The sequence below is a fragment of the Streptomyces avicenniae genome, assembly GCF_000719135.1.
GTDB lineage: Bacteria > Actinomycetota > Actinomycetes > Streptomycetales > Streptomycetaceae > Streptomyces > Streptomyces avicenniae.
On record NZ_JOEK01000001.1, the window covers coordinates 660,001 to 681,551 of the forward strand.

Sequence of the window (21,551 nt, forward strand, 5' to 3'; positions counted from 1 at the left end):
GGCGTTCAGGCCGGCTGAGGGCTCCAGCCCACGTCGGCCGACTCGCTGAGGACGAAGCCGGGGTCGATCTGCGCGGCGAGATCGACCCCGGTGCGCTCATTGCCCCAGCCCGCCGCGTTCTTGAGGTGGAAGTGCACCATCTGCTGGGTGTAACGGCCCCAGTCGCGGCGCTCGTGGGCGGCGTCCGCCGCCTCGAAGAGCGCGTCGAGCGTCCGCAGGTTCTCCGGCTCCAGGTCCGTGAACGGCCGCGCCGCCCCGCGCTCCAGGGCGCGCACCCAGTCGGAGTGCCCGCAGGTGACCAGCAGGTCGTCACCGACCTGCTCGCGCAGGAACTCCAGGTCGTCAGGGCCCTGCACCTTGTTGCCCACCACGCGGAGCGCGACGCCGAAGTCCCGTGCGTACTCCCGGTACTGGCGGTACACCGAGACGCCCTTGCGGGTCGGCTCGGCGACCAGGAACGTCATGTCGAAGCGGGTGAACATCCCCGAGGCGAACGAGTCGCTCCCGGCGGTCATGTCCACCACGACGTACTCGTCGCGTCCGTCGATCAGGTGGTTCAGGCACAGCTCCACCGCGCCCGTCTTCGAGTGGTAGCAGGCCACGCCGAGGTCGTCCTCCGTGAACGGGCCCGTCGCCAGGAGCCGCGCGCTGCCGCCCGTGCCCGCCAGCGGGACCTGCCGCGCGCACGTGGCGAAGACGGGATTGTCCCCGGTCAGCCGCAGCAGGCGGGAGCCCTCGCCCGGCGGCGTCGTCTTGATCATGGAGTCGGCGGAGAGGATGCGCGGGTTGCTGCCGCGCAGGTAGTCCTTGATGAACGGGAGGTGCCCGCCCAGCGGCGGCACCGAGGCGGCCTCCTCGTCGCTCAGGCCGAGCGCCGCGCCGAGGTGCTGGTTGATGTCCGCGTCCACGGCGGTCACCGGCGTGCCACGGGCCGCGAGGTAGCGGATGAACAGCGAGGACAGCGTGGTCTTTCCGCTGCCGCCCTTGCCAACGAAAGCGATCTTCATGTTCATTAGCCTAGTCGTGTCGGACGGTTCCCTCGGACATCGGTCGCCGAGTGCACTCGAACGTGTGAGGGGTGACGGCTGGACCGGGCCTAGGCTCGGTGCTATGAACGCCGACCCCGTGACCACCGATCCCCTCGCGCCCCTCGGCGCCCTGCCGGGCGTCCCCGACGCGGTCGCTGCCGTCCGCGCGGCCGTCGATGGCGTGCACGGTCACCGGGTGATGCGCCGCCGCAGCCCCGAGGTGGCCGCCGAGGCGGCGCTGCGCGGCGCCCGTGCCTCCGCCGCCCTGGACGGCGCCGACTGGGCCCTCGAAGAGATCCGCAGGCGGAGCGACTTCGGCGCGGACGCGGAGGCCGCCACGGTGGGGGCCGCCCTCCGGCTGACGGGCGAGGCGGGGCAGGCGCTGTCCGTCTGGCGCGCATCGCCGTCCCGGGTGCTCGCCCGGCTGCACCTGCTGGCCGCGGGCGGAGCGTCCGGCGGCGGGCAGGCGCCCGCCGTGGGAAGGCCGCGGTTGGCGGGCGAGGCGGTGGACGAGCCGACGCTTGACGGGCTCGCGGCCCTCGGCGTCCCCCTCCCCGACCCCGGCGAGGTCGCTGCCCGGCTCGACGCGCTGAGCGGGCTCGTGGTCTCCGGCACCCGGGCACCGGCGCTCGTCCTTGCCGCCGTGGTCCACGGGGAACTGCTGGCACTGCGGCCGTTCACCTCGCACAACGGCCTGGTCGCGCGCGCGGCGCAGCGGATCGTCCTGGTGTCGTCCGGGCTCGACCCGAAGGCGGTGACGCCCGCCGAGGTCGGTCACGCGGAAGCGGGCCGCGTCGCGTACCTCGCCGCGCTCGCCGGTTACGCGACCGGCACGCCCGAGGGCGTCGCGGGCTGGATCACGCACTGCGGGCGCGCCGCCGAACTGGGCGCGCGGGAGACCGTGGCGGTGTGCGAGGCGCTCCAGCGCGGCGCCTGAGCCGAGGCCGCCGGCAGCCGGGTGGCGCGACTTCACCGTCCCCGGCGGAGGACCGGCCCTGACTCAGGACGCGTTGGCCACTGCCCTGCGGGCCGACCGGCGCCGTCCCGCGTACCAGACGATGCCCGCGGCGCAGGCGGCGGCGGCCACGGCCGCGCCCGCCGCGATCGCCGGGCGTGGTCCCAGCGTGGGCACCCGCTGCCGCAGCCGCACCGGCCGCTCGAACGTGAGCACGGGCCACTCGCGGGACAGCGCCTCGCGCCGCAGCGCGCGGTCGGGATTCACGGCGTGCGGATGGCCCACGGACTCCAGCATGGGGATGTCGGTGATGGAGTCGCTGTAGGCGTAGCAGCGGTCGAGGTCGTAGCCCTCGGAGGCGGCCAGCTCGGTGATGGCCTCCGCCTTGGTCGGGCCGTACGCGTAGTAGGCGACCTCGCCCGTGTAGCGGCCGTCCTCGACCACCATGCGGGTCGCGACCACACGGTCGGCGCCCAGCAGCTCCCCGATGGGCTCGACCAGTTCGGCGCCCGACGAGCTGACGATCACCACATCCCGGCCCGCGGCGTGGTGCCGCTCGATGAGGGAGGCGGCCTCGTCGTAGATGATCGGGTCGATGACCGCGTGCAGGGTCTCGGCGACGATCTCCTTGACCTGCTGCACGTTCCACCCGCGGCAGAGTGCGGAAAGGTACTCCCGCATGCGTTCCATCTGGTCGTGGTCGGCGCCGCCGAGCAGGTAGACGAACTGTGCGTAGGCGGTGCGCAGGACGGCACGCCTGTTGATGAGGCCGCCCTGGTAGAAGTGTCGGCTGAAGGTGAACGTGCTCGACTTCGCGATGACGGTCTTGTCGAGATCGAAGAACGCTGCGGTGCGAGGCCGGGGCAGGATTTCCACATGCCGAGCATAAAGGGCCGCCATTCGGCGTACGCGGGTGGTGTTGGGTTTGCTTGAGAAGCCCCTCGGGTACACCATGGAAGTCACGGATCGTTCGCGACCGTGTTAACCCGGTCCGACTCCTCCCCCCCCCCGAGTCGGCCGAGGAAGACGACCCCCGCTCTCCCCCCCGGCGGGGGTCGTCGCATGTCCGGGGGCGTTTTCCTCCTCCTTGCCGACCGCGAACGGTTTCGGCGTCACGGCGGTTTCCCGCCTCCTGAATCCCTGCGGCGCTGTCCGTCTTTCCCCTGAACACTCACTCACCGTAGCCAATGGTGACAGGCGCGCGGCTTTTCGTGGCCAGATGTCACTGAATCGGGTGACGGAGTTTTCCACAGGCCGTGCGGTATCCACAGATTTCGGCCGAGCCCCCTGAAACGCCGTTCGGGACGGCACCGTATTGCCGTGACTTCCGATGCGTTCGGCGACCGGCCGGATGCGCAGCGCGAAGTCGGAGCAGCTGACGGATGAACGGTTTACACGTGTTGAACGGCGTGAACGGGTTGAAGGGGGAAGCGGCATGGCCGAATCCATTCTGATTTTCACCGGCGACGAGGAGTTGTCGGACCACTTGGCGCGGCTGTGCGCCGCCGTGGGTGCCGAGGCGGAGGTGGTGCGCGGCACCATGCCGCCGCGGGATCGCTGGCAGCATGCCCCGCTGGTCCTGCTCGGCGACGACCGGGCGCTGGCCCGTCCCGAGCCCGAGGGGTGGCCCGGCGGGAGGCCCGGCGTGGTGCTCGTCGGGCGTGACCTCGACGACCACACCGTCTGGGAACGCGGCCTGACGCTCGGGGCGGAACAGGTCGTCCACCTGCCGGGCGACGAGCCCTGGCTCACCGACCGGCTGGCCGAGGTCGCCGACCCCGGCCGGCCCGCCCTCACCGTGGGGGTGCTCGGGGGCAGGGGCGGCGCCGGAGCATCGACGCTCGCCTGCGCCCTGGCCGTCACGGCGGCCCGGCAGGGCACCCGCACGACCCTGCTGGACTGCGATCCGCTGGGCGGTGGTCTCGACGTCCTGCTCGGCGGCGAAGGAGCGCCGGGGCCCCGCTGGCCCGCGCTCGTCTCGGCGAGCGGACGCCTGCCCGGCAGGGCGCTGGACGAGTCCCTGCCACGCGCCCACGGCGTGCGCCTGCTGAGCTGGGACCGGGCGGACGTCACGCCCCTGCCGGGCGAGGCGATGCGTTCCGTCCTCGCCGCCGCGCGGCGCGGTGGCGGGTTGGTGGTCCTGGACCTGCCCAGGACGACCGACGACGCCGCGCACGTGGCGCTGACGCATCTCGACCTCGGTCTCCTCGTGGTCCCCGGGGAACTGCGGGCGCTCCTCGCCGCACGGCGCGTGGTGGCCACGGCGGGCGCTCGTGTCCGTGACCTGCGAGTGGTGGCCAGGCCGCCCGTCTCCCGGGGGCTGACCGCCGACGAGCTGGGGGAGTTGCTCGGGCTGCCGCTCGCAGGCGAACTCCCCGACGAGCCCGGCCTGACAGCCGCGGCCGACCGGGGCGAGCCGCCGGGCTCGTACCCCCGGGGCGTCCTGGCCCGCTTCTGCGAGGAACTGCTGAGCCGTGCCGCCATCGACGCGGAGGTGGCCGCATGAGCGCCACCACGGGATTCGGCGTCGGTTCCCTCGACCCCTCGGAACTGCGCGAGCTGCTGGACGGCGTCCGGACGAGGCTCGCCACCGGCGGACACGAGCCGACGCCGGGAAGGGTGGCCGCAGCGCTCCGTGCCCAGGGCCGCCTGTTCGGGGACGGGGCCGTGCTGTCCGTCGTACGGGCGCTGCGCTCAGAACTGGTCGGCGCCGGGCCGCTCCAGCCGCTCCTCGCCGAACCCGACGTCACCGACGTGCTGGTCAACGGCCCCGACGAGGTCTGGGTCGATCGCGGGCACGGACTGGAACGGGCACCCGTCCGCTTCACGGACGAGGCGGCCGTCCGGCGGCTGGCCCAGCGGCTCGCCGCCGCCTCCGGCCGACGGCTCGACGACGCCAGGCCCTGGGCCGACATCCGGCTCGCCGACGGCACCCGCCTGCACGCGGTGCTGCCACCCGTCGTCCTCGGCTCACCGTGCCTGTCCCTCCGCGTGGTCAGACCCCGTGCCTTCACTCTGGCCGAGCTGACCACGGCGGGCACCGTGCCTCCCGGCGGGGACCACCTGCTGCGGACCCTGCTCGCGGCCCGGCTCTCATTCCTCGTCACCGGTGGGACGGGCACGGGCAAGAGCACCCTGCTCGCCACCCTCCTCGGGCTCGCGGGGCCGGGCGAACGCGTCGTGCTGGTCGAGGACTCCGCCGAACTCCGCCCGGATCACCCGCATGTCGTGCGGCTGGAGACCCGCCCCGCCAACCAGGAGGGCGCGGGCCGCGTCACGCTGCGCGACCTCGTCCGGCAGGCACTCCGGATGCGCCCCGACCGGCTGGTCGTCGGCGAATGTCGGGGGCCGGAGGTGCTCGACCTCCTCAGCGCCCTCAACACGGGCCACGAAGGAGGCTGCGGCACGCTGCACGCCAACGCCGCCGCCGACGTGCCCGCCCGGCTGGAGGCCCTCGGCAGCGCGGCCGGGCTGGCCAGAGCCGCCCTGCACAGCCAACTGGCAGCCGCGCTCTCCGTCGTGCTGCATCTTGCCCGTGACAGGGCCTCGGGACAGCGCAGGATCGCCGAGATCCATGTGCTGGAACAGGACGGTGACGGGCTCGTGCGGACGGTCCCCGCCGCCCGCTGGGGAGCCGACGGCTTCCTCCAGGAGCCGGGCTGGGCGCGGCTCACCAGGCTCTGCGCGCAGGCGGGAGAGTCCCTGTGACCGGACAACTCCCCCACGTCGCCGCCGCCCTCTGCGCGGGGGCGGGGGCCTGGTTCCTCACCGACGGCACGCCGCGCCGCAACCGGCTTCTGCTTCGGCCGACGTGCGCACCGGCTCCCCCACCACGCCGTCTGTCGCCCGGCCCGCTGGACGCGCACGACCGGCGGGTCGCGCTCGGCGCCCTGGCGCTCGGGCTCGTGCTCGCCGCCTGGAGCCGGTCGCCACTGCCCCTCGCCTTCGCCGCCGCGCTGGCCCCGCTCGCCGTCCGCCGCTGGCGGACCATCAGGCGGGCCCGCGCGAGCGAGCGTCGGCGCAAGGAGGTCGTGACGTTCTGCGCCTCCCTGGCGGGCGAGGTCCGGGCTGGCCGGACCCCGGTCCAGGCACTGGCCGCCGTCCCCCCGGAGGGCCTGGGCGAGCACGGCGCGGCCCTCGGCGCCGCCGCACGGTACGGCGGGGACATCCCCGCCGCGCTCGACCGGGCCGCCGGGCAGCCGGGCGCCGAGGGACTGCGTGGTGTGGCCGCCTGCTGGGCGGTCGCCGTGGACGGCGGCGCCTCGCTCGCCACCGGGCTGGAACGGGTGGCCGAGGTACTGCGTGCCGAACAGGCGCAGCGTGAGGAACTGCGTGCGCAACTCGCCGGGCCCCGTGCGACGACGTTCCTGTTGGCCGGTCTGCCGCTGTTCGGTGTGCTGCTGGGGGCCGCCATGGGCGTCCGTCCGCTGGAGGTCCTGCTGCACACCACCCCTGGACTGATCTGCCTTGTGCTCGGCGCGGCCCTGGAGTGGGCCGGAATCGCCTGGGTGGCCGCGATCGTGCGGCGCGCGGAGAGGAGCGCGTCATGACGGGCCATCAGGCGGACGGGCTGCTCGCAGCCTTCGGCGCGGCGGTCGCCCTCGCCGCCTCGGTCGCGCTGCTCACCTCGGACCGGCGACGGCGCAGGGTTGGACTCCGGCTCGCGGCGCTGACCGGGCAGCGGCGCGGACCGTCCCGGCGCCAGGCCCTGCGGCGGCTCCGCCGGACACGGCCGGGGACCGACCCGGGGCTGCCGTTGGCGGCCGGACTGCTGGCCGCCTGCCTCGCGGCCGGGGCGGCACCAGGGGCGGCGGCGGGCGCCGTCGGCACGGCGCTCGGCGGACCGGTCGGTGACCGGCTGCGGCGGGCCGGTGCCGAACTGCGGCTCGGCGGTGATCCGGCCGTCGTCTGGGGTGCCTTCGGGACCTTCCCGGGGGCCGCGGGGCTCGCCCGCCGCCTGGAACTGGCCGAGACCAGCGGCGCCCCGGTGGCGGCGGCGGTGGCCGCCGAGGCCGCCGAGAGCCGGGCCCGTCGCCGCAGGGCCGCCCAGGGCAGCGCACGCCGCGCCGCCGTGGCGGTGACCGGTCCCCTGGGGCTGTGCTTCCTGCCCGCTTTCCTGCTCATCGGTGTGGTGCCCGTGGTGATCGGGCTGACAAAGGAGTTGCTGTGAACGTTCGTTCTGTACGGAGCCAGGTCCTGAACCGCCGGAATCGGAGCATCCCCGCCTGGGCGATGGGCGGTCCCGCCGCCCGCGATCCTCGGCGGGACCCCAGGAGGCGACGTCCGTCACCGCCGACCGGACGGTTGTGTGCCAGGGCACGCCGCGACGACGGGATGAGCACAGCCGAGTACGCCGTGGGGACCATCGCCGCGGCGGCGCTCGGGACCGTGCTCTACCAGGTGCTCACGTCGGGGGCGGTGAGCGATGCCTTGCTGGGGCTGGTCGAGCAGGCGCTCGACGGACAGCTGTGACCGGGCCGCTCGCCGCGGAGGCGACGGAGGGTACGTCACCGCGGAGAGCGCGATCGTCGTCCCCGCCCTGGTGCTGCTGCTCGGGGCGATGCTGTGGGGACTCGGTGCCGTCCTGGTGCAGTTGCGGTGCGGTGACGCCGCCCGCGCGGGGGCACGGGCCGCCGCGCGGGGGGAGCCCGTGGCGGACGTGACCGCCGTCGCCGAGGCCGCCGCCCCAGGCGGCGCCCGGGTCGAGGTCCACCGGGACGGGGAGCTGTACCGGGTCCGCGTGCTGGCGGCGACGGTCGGGCCCGACGCGCTCGCCCTTGAGCTGACAGGTGAGGCGGTGGCCCATGCCGAGCCGGAGTGACCGGCGCGGGACGGCCGACCGCGGCTCGGCGAGCGTGTGGGCCGTCACCTGTGCCACGGTGCTCTGCCTGGTGTTCGCCGCCGTCCTCGGCCTGGGGAAGGTGACGGCCGCCCGGCAACGGGCGGCCGGAGCCGCCGACCTCGCGGCGCTCGCCGCCGCCGACCTGGCCCTGACGGGCGGGGCGGCGGCGTGCGACCTGGCCCGGCGTGTCGCCGAGGCCCAGGACACCCGGCTGGTGCGCTGCCATGTCGCCGGTGAGATCGCCGACCTCACCGCCGAGGCGACGGCGGGCCCCTATCGCGTCCAGGCGCGTGCCAGGGCCGGGCCGTCGGGCGGGTACGGCGCGGCGGCCGGGTCAAGCGTGGTCGTCGCTCGGGTGCCGCAGCAGCTCGGTCAGCAGCCGGAGCGCCCCGGCCTTGTGGAGCGGATCGTTCCCGTTGCCGCACTTCGGGGACTGGATGCACGACGGGCAACCGGACTCGCACTCGCAGGCGGCGATCGCGTCACGGGTGGCGGTCAGCCATTCGCGGGCCGTGTGGAACGCCCGCTCGGCGAAGCCCGCGCCGCCCGGGTGGCCGTCGTGCACGAAGACCGTCGGCAGCAAGGTGTCCGGGTGCAGGGCGGTGGAGACCCCGCCGATGTCCCACCGGTCGCAGGTGGCGAACAGCGGCAGCATGCCGATCGCGGCGTGCTCGGCGGCGTGCAGCGCGCCGGGAAGGATCTCGGGGGAGATCCGCGCGGCGTCGAGCTGGTCCTCGGTCATCGTCCACCAGACCGCGCGGGTGCGCAGCGTGCGCGGCGGGAGGTCCAACCGCGTCTCGCCCATGACCTCGCCGGTCAGCAGCTTGCGTCGCAGATAGGACACGACCTGGTGGGTGACCTCCACCGAGCCGTAGCAGAGCCGGGCGTCTCCCCAGGGCGTCTCGGTGTCGGTGCCGAGGACGGACAGGTCGGTCACCTCGCGGGCCGACGTGCTCCAGGGCGGGCTGGCCTCCTCGACCAGGGCCACCGCGTCGGCGAGATCCAGTTCCCGCACCACATAGCTGCGGCCCTGGTGCAGGTGGACCGCGCCGTCGTGCACGGTGCCGTGCGCGGCGGAGGCGTCCACCGTGCCCAGCAGCCTGCCGGTGTCCGCCTCGACCACCCGGACGGGCTCGCCGCCACCGCCCCGGATGTCCACGAGATCGGCGGGACGTTCACGGCGCGTCCAGAACCACTGGGCGCCCCGCGGGCGCAGCAGGCCGCGCTCGGCGAGCTTGGGCGGCAGCTCCGCGGCCACCGGGCCGAACAGGCCCGCGTCCTGTGCGAAGTCGTGCGCCGAGAGCGGCAGCTCCGCGGCTGCTGAGCAGAGGTGCGGCGCGAGGACGTACGGGTTCGCGGGATCGAGCACCGTCGATTCGACCGGCCGCCGGAACAGGGCCTCCGGATGGTGCACCAGATACGTGTCCAGCGGATCGTCACGGGCCACCAGCACGGCCAAGGCGCCCTGCCCGCGGCGTCCCGCCCGCCCCGCCTGCTGCCACAGGGACGCGCGCGTGCCGGGATAGCCCGCCAGCAGGACCGCGTCCAGCCCGGCGATGTCCACGCCCAGCTCCAGCGCCGTGGTCGCCGAGAGACCGAGCAGCTCACCGCTGTGCACGGCACGCTCCAGGGCGCGCCGTTCCTCGGGGAGATAGCCGCCCCGGTAGGCGGCGACCCGGCCCGCGAGCGTCAGGTCGATCGCCGCGAGCCGTTCCTGCGCGATGAGTGCTACCAGCTCGGCGCCACGCCGGGACCTGACGAACGCCAGCGTCCGCGCCCCCTGGACGGTCAGGTCGGTGAGCAGCTCGGCCGTCTCGGCGGTGGCCGTACGGCGGACGGGCGCGCCGCGCTCGCCGCGGGCCTCGGTGAGGGGCGGCTCCCACAGCGCGAACACCAGCTCGCCGCGCGGCGATGTGTCATCCGTCACCTCGGCGACCGGGACCCCGGTGAGGCGCGTCGCCGACACGCCCGGCTCGGCGGTGGTCGCGGAGGCGAGCAGGAACACCGGCTCGGAGCCGTAGTGGGCACAGATCCGCCGCAGACGGCGGAGCACCTGCGCCACGTGCGATCCGAAGACCCCCCGGTAGACGTGGCACTCGTCGATCACCACATAGCGCAGCGCGCGGAAGAACGGGGCCCACCGCCGGTGACCGGGGAGCAGCCCGCGGTGGAGCATGTCCGGGTTGGTGAGCAGCAGGTTCGCGTGCTCGCGGGCCCAGGCGCGGACCTCGGGCGGGGTGTCGCCGTCGTACGCCACGGGCCGGACGGCGGTCCCCAGCGGCGTGGCGAGGTCACGTATCGCGCGCAGCTGGTCGGCGGCGAGCGCCTTCGTCGGCGCCAGGTACAGCGCGGTCGCTCCCCGCCGCGCCCGGGCGGCGTGCCCGTCGAGGAGCGCGCTGAGCACGGGCGCCTGGTAGGCGAGCGACTTGCCCGACGCCGTGCCGGTGGAGACGATCACCGACTCGCCGTGCACCGCGTGGCCCATCGCGCGGGCCTGGTGCGACCACGGACGGACGATCCCGGCGCTCCGGATGGCGGCGATCACCTCCGGCCGTATTTTCTCCGGCCAATCGGCATGCAGACCCGTTCTTGCGGGCACGTGCTCGGCGTGGGTGAGGCGCGCCGCCCGGTCCTGCCGGGCGCCCAGGCGTTCCAGCACGACCCGCGGTGACGGGTGCTCTCGGGCGTCGGCTTCAGGGGACATCGGCTGTGAGTCTGTCACTGGTCCGACGGACAATGGCCGTAAGACGTCGTCCCGGACACCGGGTAAGTGGTTGAATGCCCTGGCGGCTGCCGATCCATGGGGGGCGACCGCTCGTTAGCAAGGTGCTGGAGGATCATCCGTGGACCTGTCCCTTTCGACTCGAACCGTAGGCGACCGAACGGTCGTCGAGGTAGGCGGCGAGATCGACGTATACACCGCGCCCAAGCTGCGCGAACAGCTGGTGGAGCTCGTGAACGACGGCAATCACCATCTGGTGGTGGACATGGAGCGGGTTGACTTCCTGGACTCCACGGGACTCGGTGTCCTGGTCGGTGGGCTCAAGCGCGTCCGTGCCCAGGAGGGCTCGCTGCGATTGGTCTGCAATCAGGAGCGCATCCTGAAGATCTTCCGCATCACCGGGCTGACCAAGGTGTTCCCGATCCACGAGTCCGTGGACGAGGCCATCGCGGCCACCGACTAGGCGCTCGGCGCAGGAACATCACGTGTACCGCCCCGGGCACCGATGCCGGGGCGGCGTGTCCGCACGATCTAGGGGGATGGCATGGCCACCGTCGAACTCCGATTCAGCGCGTCCCCGGAGCACGTGCGCACCGCCCGGCTCGTCGCCGCGGCCGTCGCACGCCGCGCCGGGGTTGACGAGTCGGTGCTCGACGAGCTGCGGCTCGCCGTCGGCGAGGCGTGCAGCCGGGCGGTGGGGCTCCACGCCGTCCACGGGCTCACCACACCCGTCCGCGTCGAGCTGACCGAGGCGGAGAAGTCGTTCTCCATCGAGGTCGGCGACGACGCGCCCAGCTCCGTGCCCGCGCCCCGCGACCAGTCGGCGGCCGAGGCCGCCGAGGACACCGACGAGCTGGGGCTCGCCGTGATCAGCGGACTGGTCGATGACGTCGAGGTCGTCTCGGACGCCCACGGCGGCCGGATCAGGATGAGCTGGCCGATCGCCACCGCCTCCGTCGTCTGACACGGGCCGGTCCCGGCCCCGTCACGGCCGTCCGGCAGGCTGGGCGGGTGACACGCGAGGAACTGCTGGCGCGGCTGGCCGCGCTGCGCCAGGCACAGGTGCGAGGGCGGCGCGCCCCGCACAAGCCGCTGCTGCTGCTCTGGCTGCTCGGCCGGTTCGAGGCGTACGCGACCACGGCCGTCGGCTACGACGACGCCGAGGAGCCGGTCAGCCGCCTGATCAACGACTTCGGGCCGCCGGTACGCAGCCCCGGCGCGGCCCGGCAGCGGGCGGCGATGCCGTTCGTCCATCTGGAGCGCGACCTGTGGGACCTCAGGGACGCCGACGGCAGGGAGATGGGCCCCGACACGCCCGAGCGCGGCGCCTGGCTGCGTGAGCACGGCGCCCACGGTCGGCTGCGCCCACAGGTGGAACGGCTCCTGGCCGAGCGCGGCACCCTTGTCGCCGCCTCCCGGCTCCTCCTCGACCAGCACTTCACGCCCGCCCTCGAAGGCCCGCTCTGCGAGGCGGCCGGTCTCGACCTGACCACGCTGGAGCTGACCGTCCACCGGCAGCTGGCCGACCGCGCCGTCCGGCGGCGGCAGCGCAGGGCGGACTTCGCCGAGGAGGTCCTGCGCGCGTACGCCTACACCTGCGCGATGTGCGGCTACGACGGCCGCCTCGGGCGTCATCCCGTGGGCCTGGAGGCCGCGCACATCCGCTGGCACAGCCAGGACGGTCCTGACGACCTGCCGAACGCCCTGGCCCTGTGCGCGCTCCACCACGCGCTGTTCGACCTCGGGGCACTCGGGCTCACGCCCGACCGGCGCGTCCGGGTGTCCGCGCTCTACGTCGCGGGGAGCACGGCCGGGCGTGCCGTGGACGCGCTGGCGGGCCGTCCGCTGGCCGTGCCGCGCCCCGGGAGCGCGCCGCCCGCGGACACGCACATCGCCTGGCACGGCGCGCAGGTGTTCAAGGAGGGCGCGGCCCGACGCCGTGTGCCGGGACCGGCCGCGCCGGGTGACGGGGCGTGACGTACGCCACCTCGGCGCGCCCGCGCACGGTCACGGCTGACGGCGCGTCGGCCCGTACGGCTCGGCGGGAACGGCATGTCACCGGCGCGTCCGGCAGGTTCACGCCGCCGGGACACGCTGGTTCAAATGGCTGCGACACGCGACGACGGCACCGACCGTCACTCGGACGAGGGATGCCCGGCGTGTAAGTTCCCGCCCTGGGGCCGGTCCGAGACAGACCGCCGCTCGTCGGACGGGCCTCCGCCAGATGGGCCCCGGCGGCAGGAAAGGGACGAGGAACCGTGCACAAGAGGCTCGCGACAGCACTGACATGCGCCGCGCTGGTCGTCACGCTGTCAGGCTGCGGCGGTGACGACAACCGGGAGGAGCTGGACGCCTGGGCCCAGGACGTCTGTGGCCAGATCAGGCCCCAGGTCGAGAAGATCCAGGACGCCAGCGGGGCCATCGCCGAGGCCACCGAGGGGGACAGGTCGCCCGCCGAGGTGCAGGAGGCGGACTCCGCCGCCTTCCAGGACATCTCCGACGCCTACGCCGCGCTCGCCGAGGCGGTGGACGGCGCGGGCGACCCGCCGGTGGACGACGGCACGCGGCTCCGCGACGACGCCGTGTCCGAGCTGCGCGACCTGTCCGGCTCGTACGCGGACCTCAAGGAGACGGTGGACGGCCTCGACGTCGAGGACCAGGGCGAGTTCTCCCAAGGGCTGCGCGACCTCGCCGACCAGCTTGAGCTGCTGGGCCAGAGCGGCGACCAGGCGCTCCAGGAACTCCAGACGGGCGACCTCGGCGAGGCGATGGCCCGTCAGGAGGGCTGCCGCCGCACGCCGACCGGCGACGACGCGGGTGACGGCGCGTCGGCGGACGACGGCGCAGAACAGCAGGACGCGGAGCAGCAGGACGCCGGAGAGCAGGAGGCCGAGGACGGCAGCGGCGGCGCCGACGAGTGACCGGTACGCCGCCCGCCACGACGGCCGCCGCGCGCACGGCGGCCGTCGCGGTCACCACAATGGAGGCGTGAGTATCCCCGTCACCCCCGGCCTCCCCGTACCCGGCCCCGCGACCGCCCGGCTGCGCGACGCCCTGCTGAGCGCCCGGTTCACCCCGGACGGCCTCCTGGACCTCCTCGGCGCGCCCGCGTACGCCGCCCTCGCGCGCGGCGAGACCGTCCCCGCCGTGCGCGCCACCGAGGGCGTCGCCGACCCGGCGGCCACCCTCGCGCGTCTCTTCCTCCTCCAGCGGCCGGTCCCCGAGGCCGCCGCCAAGGCCGCGCTGCCCTTGGCGGAGGCGCTGGCCGACGGCTGGCTGACCGGGGGTGACGGCGGCGAGGTCCTGGCGACCGTGGACGTCCGCCCCTACGCGGGCGACGGCGGGCAGGACTGGTGGATCGTGTCCGACGCGGGCTGCGCCGTGGGCCGTGCGGCGGGCGCCGGAGGCAGGTCGCGGGACGTGGTCCTCGGCGTCGGCGGGGCGTCCACCACGCTCGCGCAGCTCACCGTACGGCGGCCGGCCCGCCGCGTCCTCGACCTCGGCACCGGCTGCGGCGTCCAGGCCCTCCACGCCTCGGGGCACGCGGAGAGCGTCACGGCGACGGACGTGAACCCCCGCGCCCTCGGCATCGCCGCCCTCACGCTCGCCCTCTCCGGCGCGCCCGCCGCGGACCTGCGCGAGGGGTCCCTCTTCGAGCCGGTCACCGGCGAGGACGGGTACGACCTGATCGTCTCGAACCCCCCGTTCGTCATCGCGCCCCCCGCGCCAGGCGCGGCCCTGACCTACCGCGAGGGCGGCCTCGGCGGCGACGAGCTGTGCCGCACGCTCGTCCAGCGGTCGGCCGACCACCTCGCGGACGACGGCTGGTGCCAGCTCCTCGCCAACTGGCAGCACGTCGAGGGAGAGGACTGGCGCGAACGCGTCGCCGCCTGGGTACCGGCGGGCTGCGACGCGTGGATCGTGCAGCGCGAGGAGCAGGACGTCACCGCGTACGCCGAGCTGTGGCTCCGCGACGCCGGGACGCACCAGCAGGATCCGGCCACCTACGAGGCGGCGTACGGGGCGTGGCTGGACGAGTTCGCCGCGCGCCGCACCCGTGCCGTCGGATTCGGCTGGATCACGCTGCACAGGACCGGCACCGACCACCCCTCCCTCACCGTCGAGGACTGGCCGCACACGGTCGAACAACCGCTCGGCGAAACGATCCGCGCCCACTTCGCGCGCCAGGACTTCCTCCGGCACGCCGACGACGCCGCCCTGCTGCGCACCCGCTACGAGCTGGCGGACGGCGTGGTCCAGGAGCAGCTCGGGCAGCCCGGCGCCGAGGACCCCGAGCACGTCGTCCTGCGGCAGCGGCACGGGATGCTGCGGGCCTCCGCCATGGACACCGTCGGCGCCGGATTCGCCGGTGGGTGCGACGGGACACTCCGCGCCGACGCGATCCTGGACGCGATCGCACACCTGCTCGGCGAGCAGCCCGACACGCTGCGCGACCAGGCCCCGCGGTGGCTGCGTCCCCTCGTCGAGCAGGGCTTTCTCCTGCCGCGCGGCTGAGCGCGGGCCCCGCGCCCGGCCCGCCGCCGCCCCGTCCCCGCACCCGGTGTGACAGTGCACGGACAAGGTGCCGGGAGCGGCCGGGCGGCGGGAACGGCGGATCTCGGGTTACCGTTCGAGATGCGTTGCGGAGTTTTTCCGTGTGATCCGCAGCGGGGATGTACCGTCACACTCCGCATGTCCCTAAGCGCCCCCGAGGCTGGAGAGAAGAGCAGAAGTTGTCCCCGACCAGCGAGACCGCGAACGGCGGACGCCGACTTGTCATCGTCGAGTCGCCCGCCAAGGCGAAGACGATCAAGGGCTACCTCGGCCCCGGCTATGTGGTCGAGGCCAGCGTCGGGCACATCCGCGACCTGCCGAGCGGCGCCGCCGAGGTGCCGGCCAAGTACAAGGGCGAGCCCTGGGCCCGCCTCGGCGTCAACGTGGACGACGACTTCGAGCCCCTCTACGTCGTCAACAGCGACAAGCGGGACCAGGTCAGGAAGCTGAAGGAGCTGCTGGCCGACTCCGACGAGCTCTACCTCGCGACGGACGAGGACCGCGAGGGCGAGGCGATCGCCTGGCACCTCAAGGAGGTCCTGAAGCCCAAGGTGCCGGTCCGCAGGATGGTCTTCCACGAGATCACCCGGGACGCGATCCGCCAGGCGGTGAACAACCCGCGCGAGCTCAACCAGCTCCTCGTCGATGCCCAGGAGACCCGGCGCATCCTCGACCGCCTCTACGGCTACGAGGTCTCGCCCGTCCTGTGGAAGAAGGTCATGCCCCGGCTGTCGGCCGGTCGCGTGCAGTCCGTCGCGACCCGGCTCGTGGTCGAGCGGGAGCGGGAGCGGATCGCGTTCCGCTCGGCGGAGTACTGGGATCTCACCGGGACGTTCGCCACCGTCCCCGGCGAGGGTACGTTCGAGGCCCGTCTCAGCTCGGTCGCCGGACGGCGCGTCGCGCAGGGCCGTGACTTCGGCCCCGACGGGCAGCTGCGCAACCCGGGCCAGGTCGAGGCGCTGAGCGAGGAGAACGCGCGCGCCCTCGCCGTCGCGCTCGCCGACACGGCGTTCCGCGTCCGTGCCGTCGAGTCCAAGCCGTACCGCCGCTCCCCGTACGCGCCGTTCCGTACCACCACCCTCCAGCAGGAGGGCTCGCGCAAGCTGGGCATGGGGGCGAAGGCCACCATGCAGGTCGCGCAGCGGCTGTACGAGAACGGCTTCATCACCTATATGCGGACGGACTCGACGACGCTGTCCGACACCGCCGTCTCCGCCGCCCGCGCCCAGGTCGAGCAGCTCTACGGCGCGGACTACCTGCCGGACCGGCCGCGCGTCTACGCGAGCAAGGTCAAGAACGCGCAGGAGGCCCACGAGGCGATCCGCCCCTCGGGCGACCGCTTCCGCACCCCGGCCGAGACCGGCCTGACGGGCGATCAGTACCGGCTCTACGAGCTGATCTGGAAGCGCACCGTGGCCTCCCAGATGAAGGACGCGGTCGGCCAGTCGGTCGCGGTCCGCGTCGCCGGGACCAGCGCGGACGGGCGGGACTGCGAGTTCAGCGCGACCGGCAAGGTCATCACCTTCCACGGCTTCCTGAAGGCGTACGTCGAGAGCGTGGACGACCCGGGCGCCGACTCCGACGACCGCGAGCGCCGCCTCCCGCAGGTCACCGAGGGCGACGCGCTCACGACCCACGGCATCGCGGCCGACGGCCACGCCACCAAGCCCCCGGCCCGCTACACCGAGGCGACGCTGGTCAAGGAACTGGAGGAGCGGGAGATCGGCCGCCCCTCCACCTACGCCACCATCCTCGGCACCATCCTGGACCGGCACTACGTCTTCAAGAAGGGGACGGCGCTCGTCCCCTCCTTCCTCTCCTTCGCGGTCGTCAACCTGCTGGAGCGGCACTTCGGCCGGCTCGTGGACTACGACTTCACGGCGAAGATGGAGGACGACCTCGACCGCATCGCCACCGGCGACGCCGAGGCCGTGCCGTGGCTGCGCCGCTTCTACTTCGGTGAGGGCGACGGCGCCGGTGTGGGCGTCGCGGCCGACGCCGGGAACGGGGACGGCGACCACCTCGGCGGCCTCAAGGAACTGGTCGAGGACCTCGGCGCGATCGACGCGCGGGAGATCTCGTCCTTCCCGGTCGGCGACGGCATCGTGCTGCGCGTCGGACGGTACGGCCCCTACGTCGAGGCGCCGCCGGAGGAGCCGGGCAGTGGCGAGCCGGGCAAGCGCGCCGACGTCCCGGAGGACCTGCCGCCCGACGAGCTGAGCGTCGATCTCGCCAAGGAGCTGCTGGCGAGGCCGAGCGGCGACTTCGAGCTGGGCACCGACCCGGACACGGGTCACCCGATCGTGGCACGCGACGGGCGCTACGGTCCTTACGTCACCGAGGTGCTGCCCGAGGGCACGCCCAAGACCGGCAAGAACGCCGTGAAGCCGCGCACCGCCTCGCTGTTCCAGTCGATGGCGCTGGACACGGTGACCCTCGCCGACGCGCTGCGGCTGCTGTCGCTGCCGCGTGTGGTGGGCGTCGATCCCGAGTCCGAGCAGGAGATCACGGCGCAGAACGGCCGGTACGGCCCGTACCTCAAGAAGGGCACGGACTCGCGGTCCCTCCAGACCGAGGACCAGCTCTTCACCATCACGCTGGAGGAGGCGCGGGCGATCTACGCGCAGCCCAAGCAGCGTGGCCGCGCCGCCGCGAAGCCGCCGCTGAAGGAACTGGGCGACGATCCGGTCACCGGGCGACCTGTCGTGGTCAAGGACGGTCGGTTCGGACCGTATGTGACCGATGGGGAGACGAACGCGACCCTGCGCCGCGACGACGAGGTCGAGACGCTCACGCCGGAACGCGGCTACGAACTCCTCGCCGAGAAGCGCGCCAAGGGCCCCGTGAAGAAGACGGCGGCCAAGAAGGCACCCGCGAAGAAGACCGCCGCGAAGAAGACGGCGGTCAAGAAGGCACCCGCGAAGAAGGCGGCGGCGAAGAAGACCGCGGCCAAGGCCAAGGCCACGACCACCGCCACCGGCGACAAGGCGGCCCAGGACGGGGCGGGTACCGCCGACGCGTCGGCCGCGGGGAAGAAGGCGCCCGCCAAGAGGACGGCCGCGCGGGCCGGTTCGGGAAGCCGGGAGGACGGGCCGCGGAACGGTTCCGCCTGACGCGCGGCGCACGGCCCCGCCGCTCCACCGCGAACGCCGGGGGCCGTGCGCTTGTTCGGGCGGGTGGGCTCGTTGTCCGTGGCGAACGTTACGCTGGCCGAATGACGCGAGCAGAGCAACCAGAGGTTGACCCCACCTGGCGCGCCACGGACGAGGCGCTCGTCGCGGATTCCCGTGAGCGCGCGCGGCGGGCCCTCCTGCAGGTGCCCGCCCTGCGGCGGCTGTGGGAGGCGCAGTTCACCGGCGGTATCGGCGACGCCCTGTCGGTGCTGGTGCTGCTCCTGCTCACCGTGCAGGCCGCGCTGTACCTGCCGGAGGACGGCGGTGACCCGCTCTTCGGCGGCGAGTACCGCGGCGTCGCCCTGGCGGTCACCGTCACCCTCGCCGTCCGTCTGGTGGCCACGCTGCTGGCGGGCGTCCTGCTGCTCGGCCCGGTGGCCAAGCTGCTCGCGCCCGACGGGCCCCTCGACCGCCGCTGGACCATGATCGGCGCGGACGGCGTACGGGCCGCGCTGCTCATCGTCGCCCCGCTGTGGATCGACTGGACCCCCACCAGCGCGTACATCTACCTCCTGGTCACCGTCTTTGTGATCGGCGTGGCCGAACGGGTGTGGACCGCCGCGCGCGACAGCGCAGCCCCGGCCCTCCTGCCCCCGCCGCCGCCCGAGGGCGCCGCCGTCCGTCCGCTGCCCGACCACCACGACGCGCTGCGCCGCCTGTGGCTGCGGGGCGGATTTCTCGCCCTGCCGCTGGCGGCGCTCGCCCTGGTGGGCGCCGCGCTGGTCAGCAACCTGCTGGCCACCGGGCTCGACTGGTTCGACACGCACCAGGCCGCGCTCGCCTCGTACGTCGCGGCCGGGCTCTTCGCCGCGTCGATCTCCGTCCTGTACGGGCTGCGGCTGCCCGGCACGGCGCCGCGCCGCCCCGTCTCCCCGCTCGAAGGGCTCCGCAGGCCCGCCGCCGGAACGCTGCCCGACAAGGGCCGCACGGGCGCGATCGGCCTCCTCGTCCTCGGCTGCGCGGCGGTGGCGGGCGCGATCGCCGCGGCCGTCGGCGTGGGCGTCCTGCGCATCGCCGACCTCGGCGGCGGCCCGGTCGCGTTCGGCCTGCTCGTCCTCGGGCTCACCGGCGGCGTGGCCGCCGGGGTCCGGCTCGCGCCGCTGACGCTCCCGGCGCTCTCGCGGCGGCGGCTGTTCGCCCTCGCGCTCGCGCTCACCGGCCTCGGCGTGTTCGGCGTCGGCCTGATCTCCGACCCGGCCACCGTCCTGTTCACCGCCACCGTGACCGGCCTCGCCGCGGGGGTCGCGGCGAACACCGGGCACGTGCTGCTCGACCAGGAGACCGAGGAGTTCCGCAGGCCGCGCCTCACGCAGCACCTGCACGCCGTCGTCCGCGTCGTCGTCGCCCTGTGCGCCGTCCTCGCGCCGCTGGCCGCCGCGCTGATCGGCCCGCACCGGGTCGAGCAGGGCCGGTTCACGCTCCAGCACGGCGGCGCCGCGTTCACCCTGATGATCGTCGGCGTCCTGCTGCTCCCCGTCGCCGCCGTGGTGCTCGGCCGCATCGACGACCGGCGCGGCCGGTCGCTGCGCCGCGAACTGGCCGAGGCCGTCCGCACGCCCACCGGCGGCACCGACCCGATCGGCGCCCCGACGCCCACCGGCTTCTTCATCGCCGTCGAGGGCGGCGACGGCGCGGGCAAGTCCACGCAGACCGAGGCGCTGGCGGACTGGATCCGCGCCAAGGGCCACGAGGTCGTCGTCACCCGGGAGCCCGGCGCCACGCCGATCGGCCAGCGGCTGCGGACCATCCTGCTCGACGTCTCCTCCAGCGGCCTGTCGCACCGCGCCGAGGCACTGCTGTACGCCGCCGACCGCGCCGAGCACGTCGATTCCGTCATCCGCCCGGCCCTGGAGCGCGGCGCCGTCGTCATCAGCGACCGGTACGTGGACTCGTCCGTCGCCTACCAGGGCGCAGGACGCGACCTGTCGCCGACCGAGGTCGCCCGCATCTCCCGCTGGGCCACCGGCGGTCTGGTGCCGCACCTGACCGTGCTGCTCGACGTCTCGCCCGAGACGGCGCGCGAGCGGTTCACGGAGGCGCCCGACCGGCTGGAGTCGGAGTCCAGCGAGTTCCACCAGCGGGTGCGTGCCGGATTCCTGGCGCTCGCCGCCTCCGACCCGGCCCGCTACCTCGTCGTGGACGCGGGGCAGGACCCCGAGTCCGTCACCACCGCGGCCCGGCACCGCCTCGACCAGGTGCTGCCGCTGTCCGAGGCCGAGATCAGGGCGCGCGAGGAAGCCCGCCGCAAGGCCGAGGAGGAGGCGCGCCGCCGCGCCGAGGAGGAGCGTCAGCGGGCCGAGGAGGAGGCACGCAGGGAGCGCGAGCGCCAGGAGGAACTGGCCCGCCTGCGCGCCGCCGAGGAGGAGCGCCTGCGCCGCGAGGCGGAGGAGCGCCGCCTCGCGGAGGAGGCGCGGCTCGCCGAGGAGGCACGGCTGCGGGCCGAGGAGGCCCGCCGCAAGGCCGAGGAGGAGCGCCGCCGCCGTGAGGCGGAGGAGCGGCTGCGTCAGGAGGAGCAGGCGAGGCTGCGCGCGCAGGCCGAGGAGGAGGCCAGGCTGCGCGCCCAGGCCGAGGAACGGCGCCGCGAGAAGCAGCGCAAGGCCGAGGAGGCGCTGCTGCGTGCCGAGCAGGCCAGGCTCGCGGCAGCGGCTGCGGCGGACGACGCCGAGACGCAGCAGATCCCGCGTTCGACCTCCGAGACGCAGCAGATCCCGCGCTCGTCGGCCGAGACGCAGCAGATCCCGCGCTCGACCTCGGACACGCAGAAGATCCCCCACCCCGTCGAGCCCGCCCGCCGGGACGACGACGGGACGGCGATCCTCCCGCGTGCCGACGGCGCCGCCGCGCCCGGCGGGGCGGGGGAGACCCGGCCGCTGCCGCGGGTGGACGAGGACGGCGCCGCCGTGGCGCGCCGCCGTCCGCAGTGGGCCGAGGAGACGCCGCTGGACGACGTCCCCACGCTGGCCGACGAACTCCTCGGCCCGCACGGGGGGTACGGCGACGGCGAGGAGGACGCCGACCGGGACGACGGGGCGAACGGCAAGGGCGGACCCGGGCGGCGCTGAGCCGCTGCGAACGGGAGACCGGCGGCCGGGACGGTGCGACATCCGTCCCGGCCGCCGGTCTTTCGCGTCCGGCCACGCACCGCGTCCCTCGCGCGTGCCCCCGATACTCCTTCGAACGTGCATCCGGTGACGGTCTTCCGTGCGCCGTCCGCGGCCGGGACGTGCGGGTGTCCTGCGCCGCTGTCAGTGCCGTGGCGCACAATGGGCAACGCCCG

General features: G+C 74.5%; 17 protein-coding genes and 1 pseudogene. 15 read left to right on the forward strand and 3 right to left on the reverse strand.

Annotated elements, in window-relative coordinates; all coding sequences use genetic code 11:
* Positions 1-5 precede the first annotated feature (5 nt).
* Positions 6-1,007, reverse strand: a complete 1,002-nt coding sequence (locus IF27_RS03110) for an ATP-binding protein (protein WP_052847923.1) — start codon at positions 1,005-1,007, stop codon at positions 6-8.
* A 103-nt stretch (positions 1,008-1,110) separates the two neighbouring features.
* Between IF27_RS03110 and IF27_RS03115 the strand changes: the two genes are divergently transcribed.
* Positions 1,111-1,965: a Fic family protein gene (locus tag IF27_RS03115; protein WP_052847644.1), complete on the forward strand. Its 855-nt coding sequence runs from the start codon at positions 1,111-1,113 to the stop codon at positions 1,963-1,965.
* A gap of 63 nt (positions 1,966-2,028) precedes the next feature.
* Here IF27_RS03115 and IF27_RS03120 read toward each other — a convergent pair whose 3' ends face one another.
* The gene (locus tag IF27_RS03120; RefSeq protein WP_223290888.1) at positions 2,029-2,859 is read right to left on the reverse strand and encodes an HAD family hydrolase; all 831 of its coding nucleotides are present in this window, start codon (positions 2,857-2,859) and stop codon (positions 2,029-2,031) included.
* Positions 2,860-3,418: 559 nt separating this feature from the next.
* On the opposite strand from IF27_RS03120, the gene ssd reads away from it, so the two are divergent.
* The 7 genes and pseudogenes from ssd to IF27_RS29880 form a co-directional block, all read left to right on the forward strand.
* The gene (ssd, locus tag IF27_RS03125; RefSeq protein ID WP_052847646.1) at positions 3,419-4,489 is read left to right on the forward strand and encodes a septum site-determining protein Ssd; all 1,071 of its coding nucleotides are present in this window, start codon (positions 3,419-3,421) and stop codon (positions 4,487-4,489) included.
* Positions 4,486-5,691, forward strand: coding sequence for a TadA family conjugal transfer-associated ATPase (locus IF27_RS03130; protein WP_052847647.1), 1,206 nt, complete (start codon positions 4,486-4,488; stop codon positions 5,689-5,691). Before ssd ends, IF27_RS03130 begins: the two co-directional genes overlap by 4 nt.
* Positions 5,688-6,533 (forward strand): type II secretion system F family protein, encoded by an 846-nt coding sequence (locus IF27_RS03135; protein ID WP_052847648.1) that lies wholly within the window; start codon positions 5,688-5,690, stop codon positions 6,531-6,533. The genes IF27_RS03130 and IF27_RS03135 overlap by 4 nt, the downstream gene beginning before the upstream one ends.
* Entirely contained in the window at positions 6,530-7,153 is a 624-nt protein-coding gene (locus tag IF27_RS03140; RefSeq protein ID WP_052847649.1) for a type II secretion system F family protein, read from the forward strand. The genes IF27_RS03135 and IF27_RS03140 overlap by 4 nt, the downstream gene beginning before the upstream one ends.
* A gap of 164 nt (positions 7,154-7,317) precedes the next feature.
* The gene (locus IF27_RS31995; protein ID WP_420821969.1) at positions 7,318-7,455 is read left to right on the forward strand and encodes a DUF4244 domain-containing protein; all 138 of its coding nucleotides are present in this window, start codon (positions 7,318-7,320) and stop codon (positions 7,453-7,455) included.
* 70 nt (positions 7,456-7,525) lie between these two features.
* The gene (locus IF27_RS03145; protein ID WP_420821970.1) at positions 7,526-7,804 is read left to right on the forward strand and encodes a TadE family type IV pilus minor pilin; all 279 of its coding nucleotides are present in this window, start codon (positions 7,526-7,528) and stop codon (positions 7,802-7,804) included.
* A pseudogene (locus tag IF27_RS29880) lies at positions 7,788-8,120 on the forward strand (Rv3654c family TadE-like protein); the annotation flags it as partial. The gene IF27_RS03145 and the pseudogene IF27_RS29880, both read left to right, overlap by 17 nt.
* Before the next feature lie 39 nt (positions 8,121-8,159).
* Here the strand turns inward: IF27_RS29880 and IF27_RS03150 are convergent.
* Positions 8,160-10,529 carry a DEAD/DEAH box helicase gene (locus IF27_RS03150; RefSeq protein WP_110945469.1) on the reverse strand — a complete coding sequence of 790 codons (2,370 nt, stop codon included), beginning with the start codon at positions 10,527-10,529 and terminating at the stop codon, positions 8,160-8,162.
* Positions 10,530-10,668: 139 nt separating this feature from the next.
* Here IF27_RS03150 and IF27_RS03155 point away from each other — a divergent pair, with 139 nt between their 5' ends.
* From IF27_RS03155 to tmk, 7 genes are all read left to right on the forward strand, one after another.
* A complete protein-coding gene (locus tag IF27_RS03155) occupies positions 10,669-11,010 on the forward strand; it encodes an STAS domain-containing protein (RefSeq protein ID WP_052847650.1) in 342 nt (113 codons plus the stop codon).
* An 81-nt stretch (positions 11,011-11,091) separates the two neighbouring features.
* Positions 11,092-11,511 (forward strand): ATP-binding protein, encoded by a 420-nt coding sequence (locus tag IF27_RS03160; RefSeq protein ID WP_052847651.1) that lies wholly within the window; start codon positions 11,092-11,094, stop codon positions 11,509-11,511.
* 47 nt (positions 11,512-11,558) lie between these two features.
* Complete coding sequence (locus tag IF27_RS03165) at positions 11,559-12,524, forward strand: phosphorothioated DNA-binding restriction endonuclease (protein ID WP_052847652.1); 966 nt, start codon at positions 11,559-11,561, stop codon at positions 12,522-12,524.
* A 281-nt stretch (positions 12,525-12,805) separates the two neighbouring features.
* Positions 12,806-13,468: a small secreted protein gene (locus tag IF27_RS03170; RefSeq protein ID WP_110945470.1), complete on the forward strand. Its 663-nt coding sequence runs from the start codon at positions 12,806-12,808 to the stop codon at positions 13,466-13,468.
* 67 nt (positions 13,469-13,535) lie between these two features.
* On the forward strand, positions 13,536-15,062 hold the full coding sequence (locus IF27_RS03175) for a DUF7059 domain-containing protein (protein ID WP_052847653.1): 1,527 nt from the start codon (positions 13,536-13,538) through the stop codon (positions 15,060-15,062).
* A gap of 218 nt (positions 15,063-15,280) precedes the next feature.
* A complete protein-coding gene (gene topA / locus IF27_RS03180) occupies positions 15,281-18,214 on the forward strand; it encodes a type I DNA topoisomerase (RefSeq protein WP_052847654.1) in 2,934 nt (977 codons plus the stop codon).
* Positions 18,215-18,315: 101 nt separating this feature from the next.
* A complete protein-coding gene (tmk, locus tag IF27_RS03185) occupies positions 18,316-21,336 on the forward strand; it encodes a dTMP kinase (protein WP_052847655.1) in 3,021 nt (1,006 codons plus the stop codon).
* Positions 21,337-21,551: the final 215 nt, after the last annotated feature.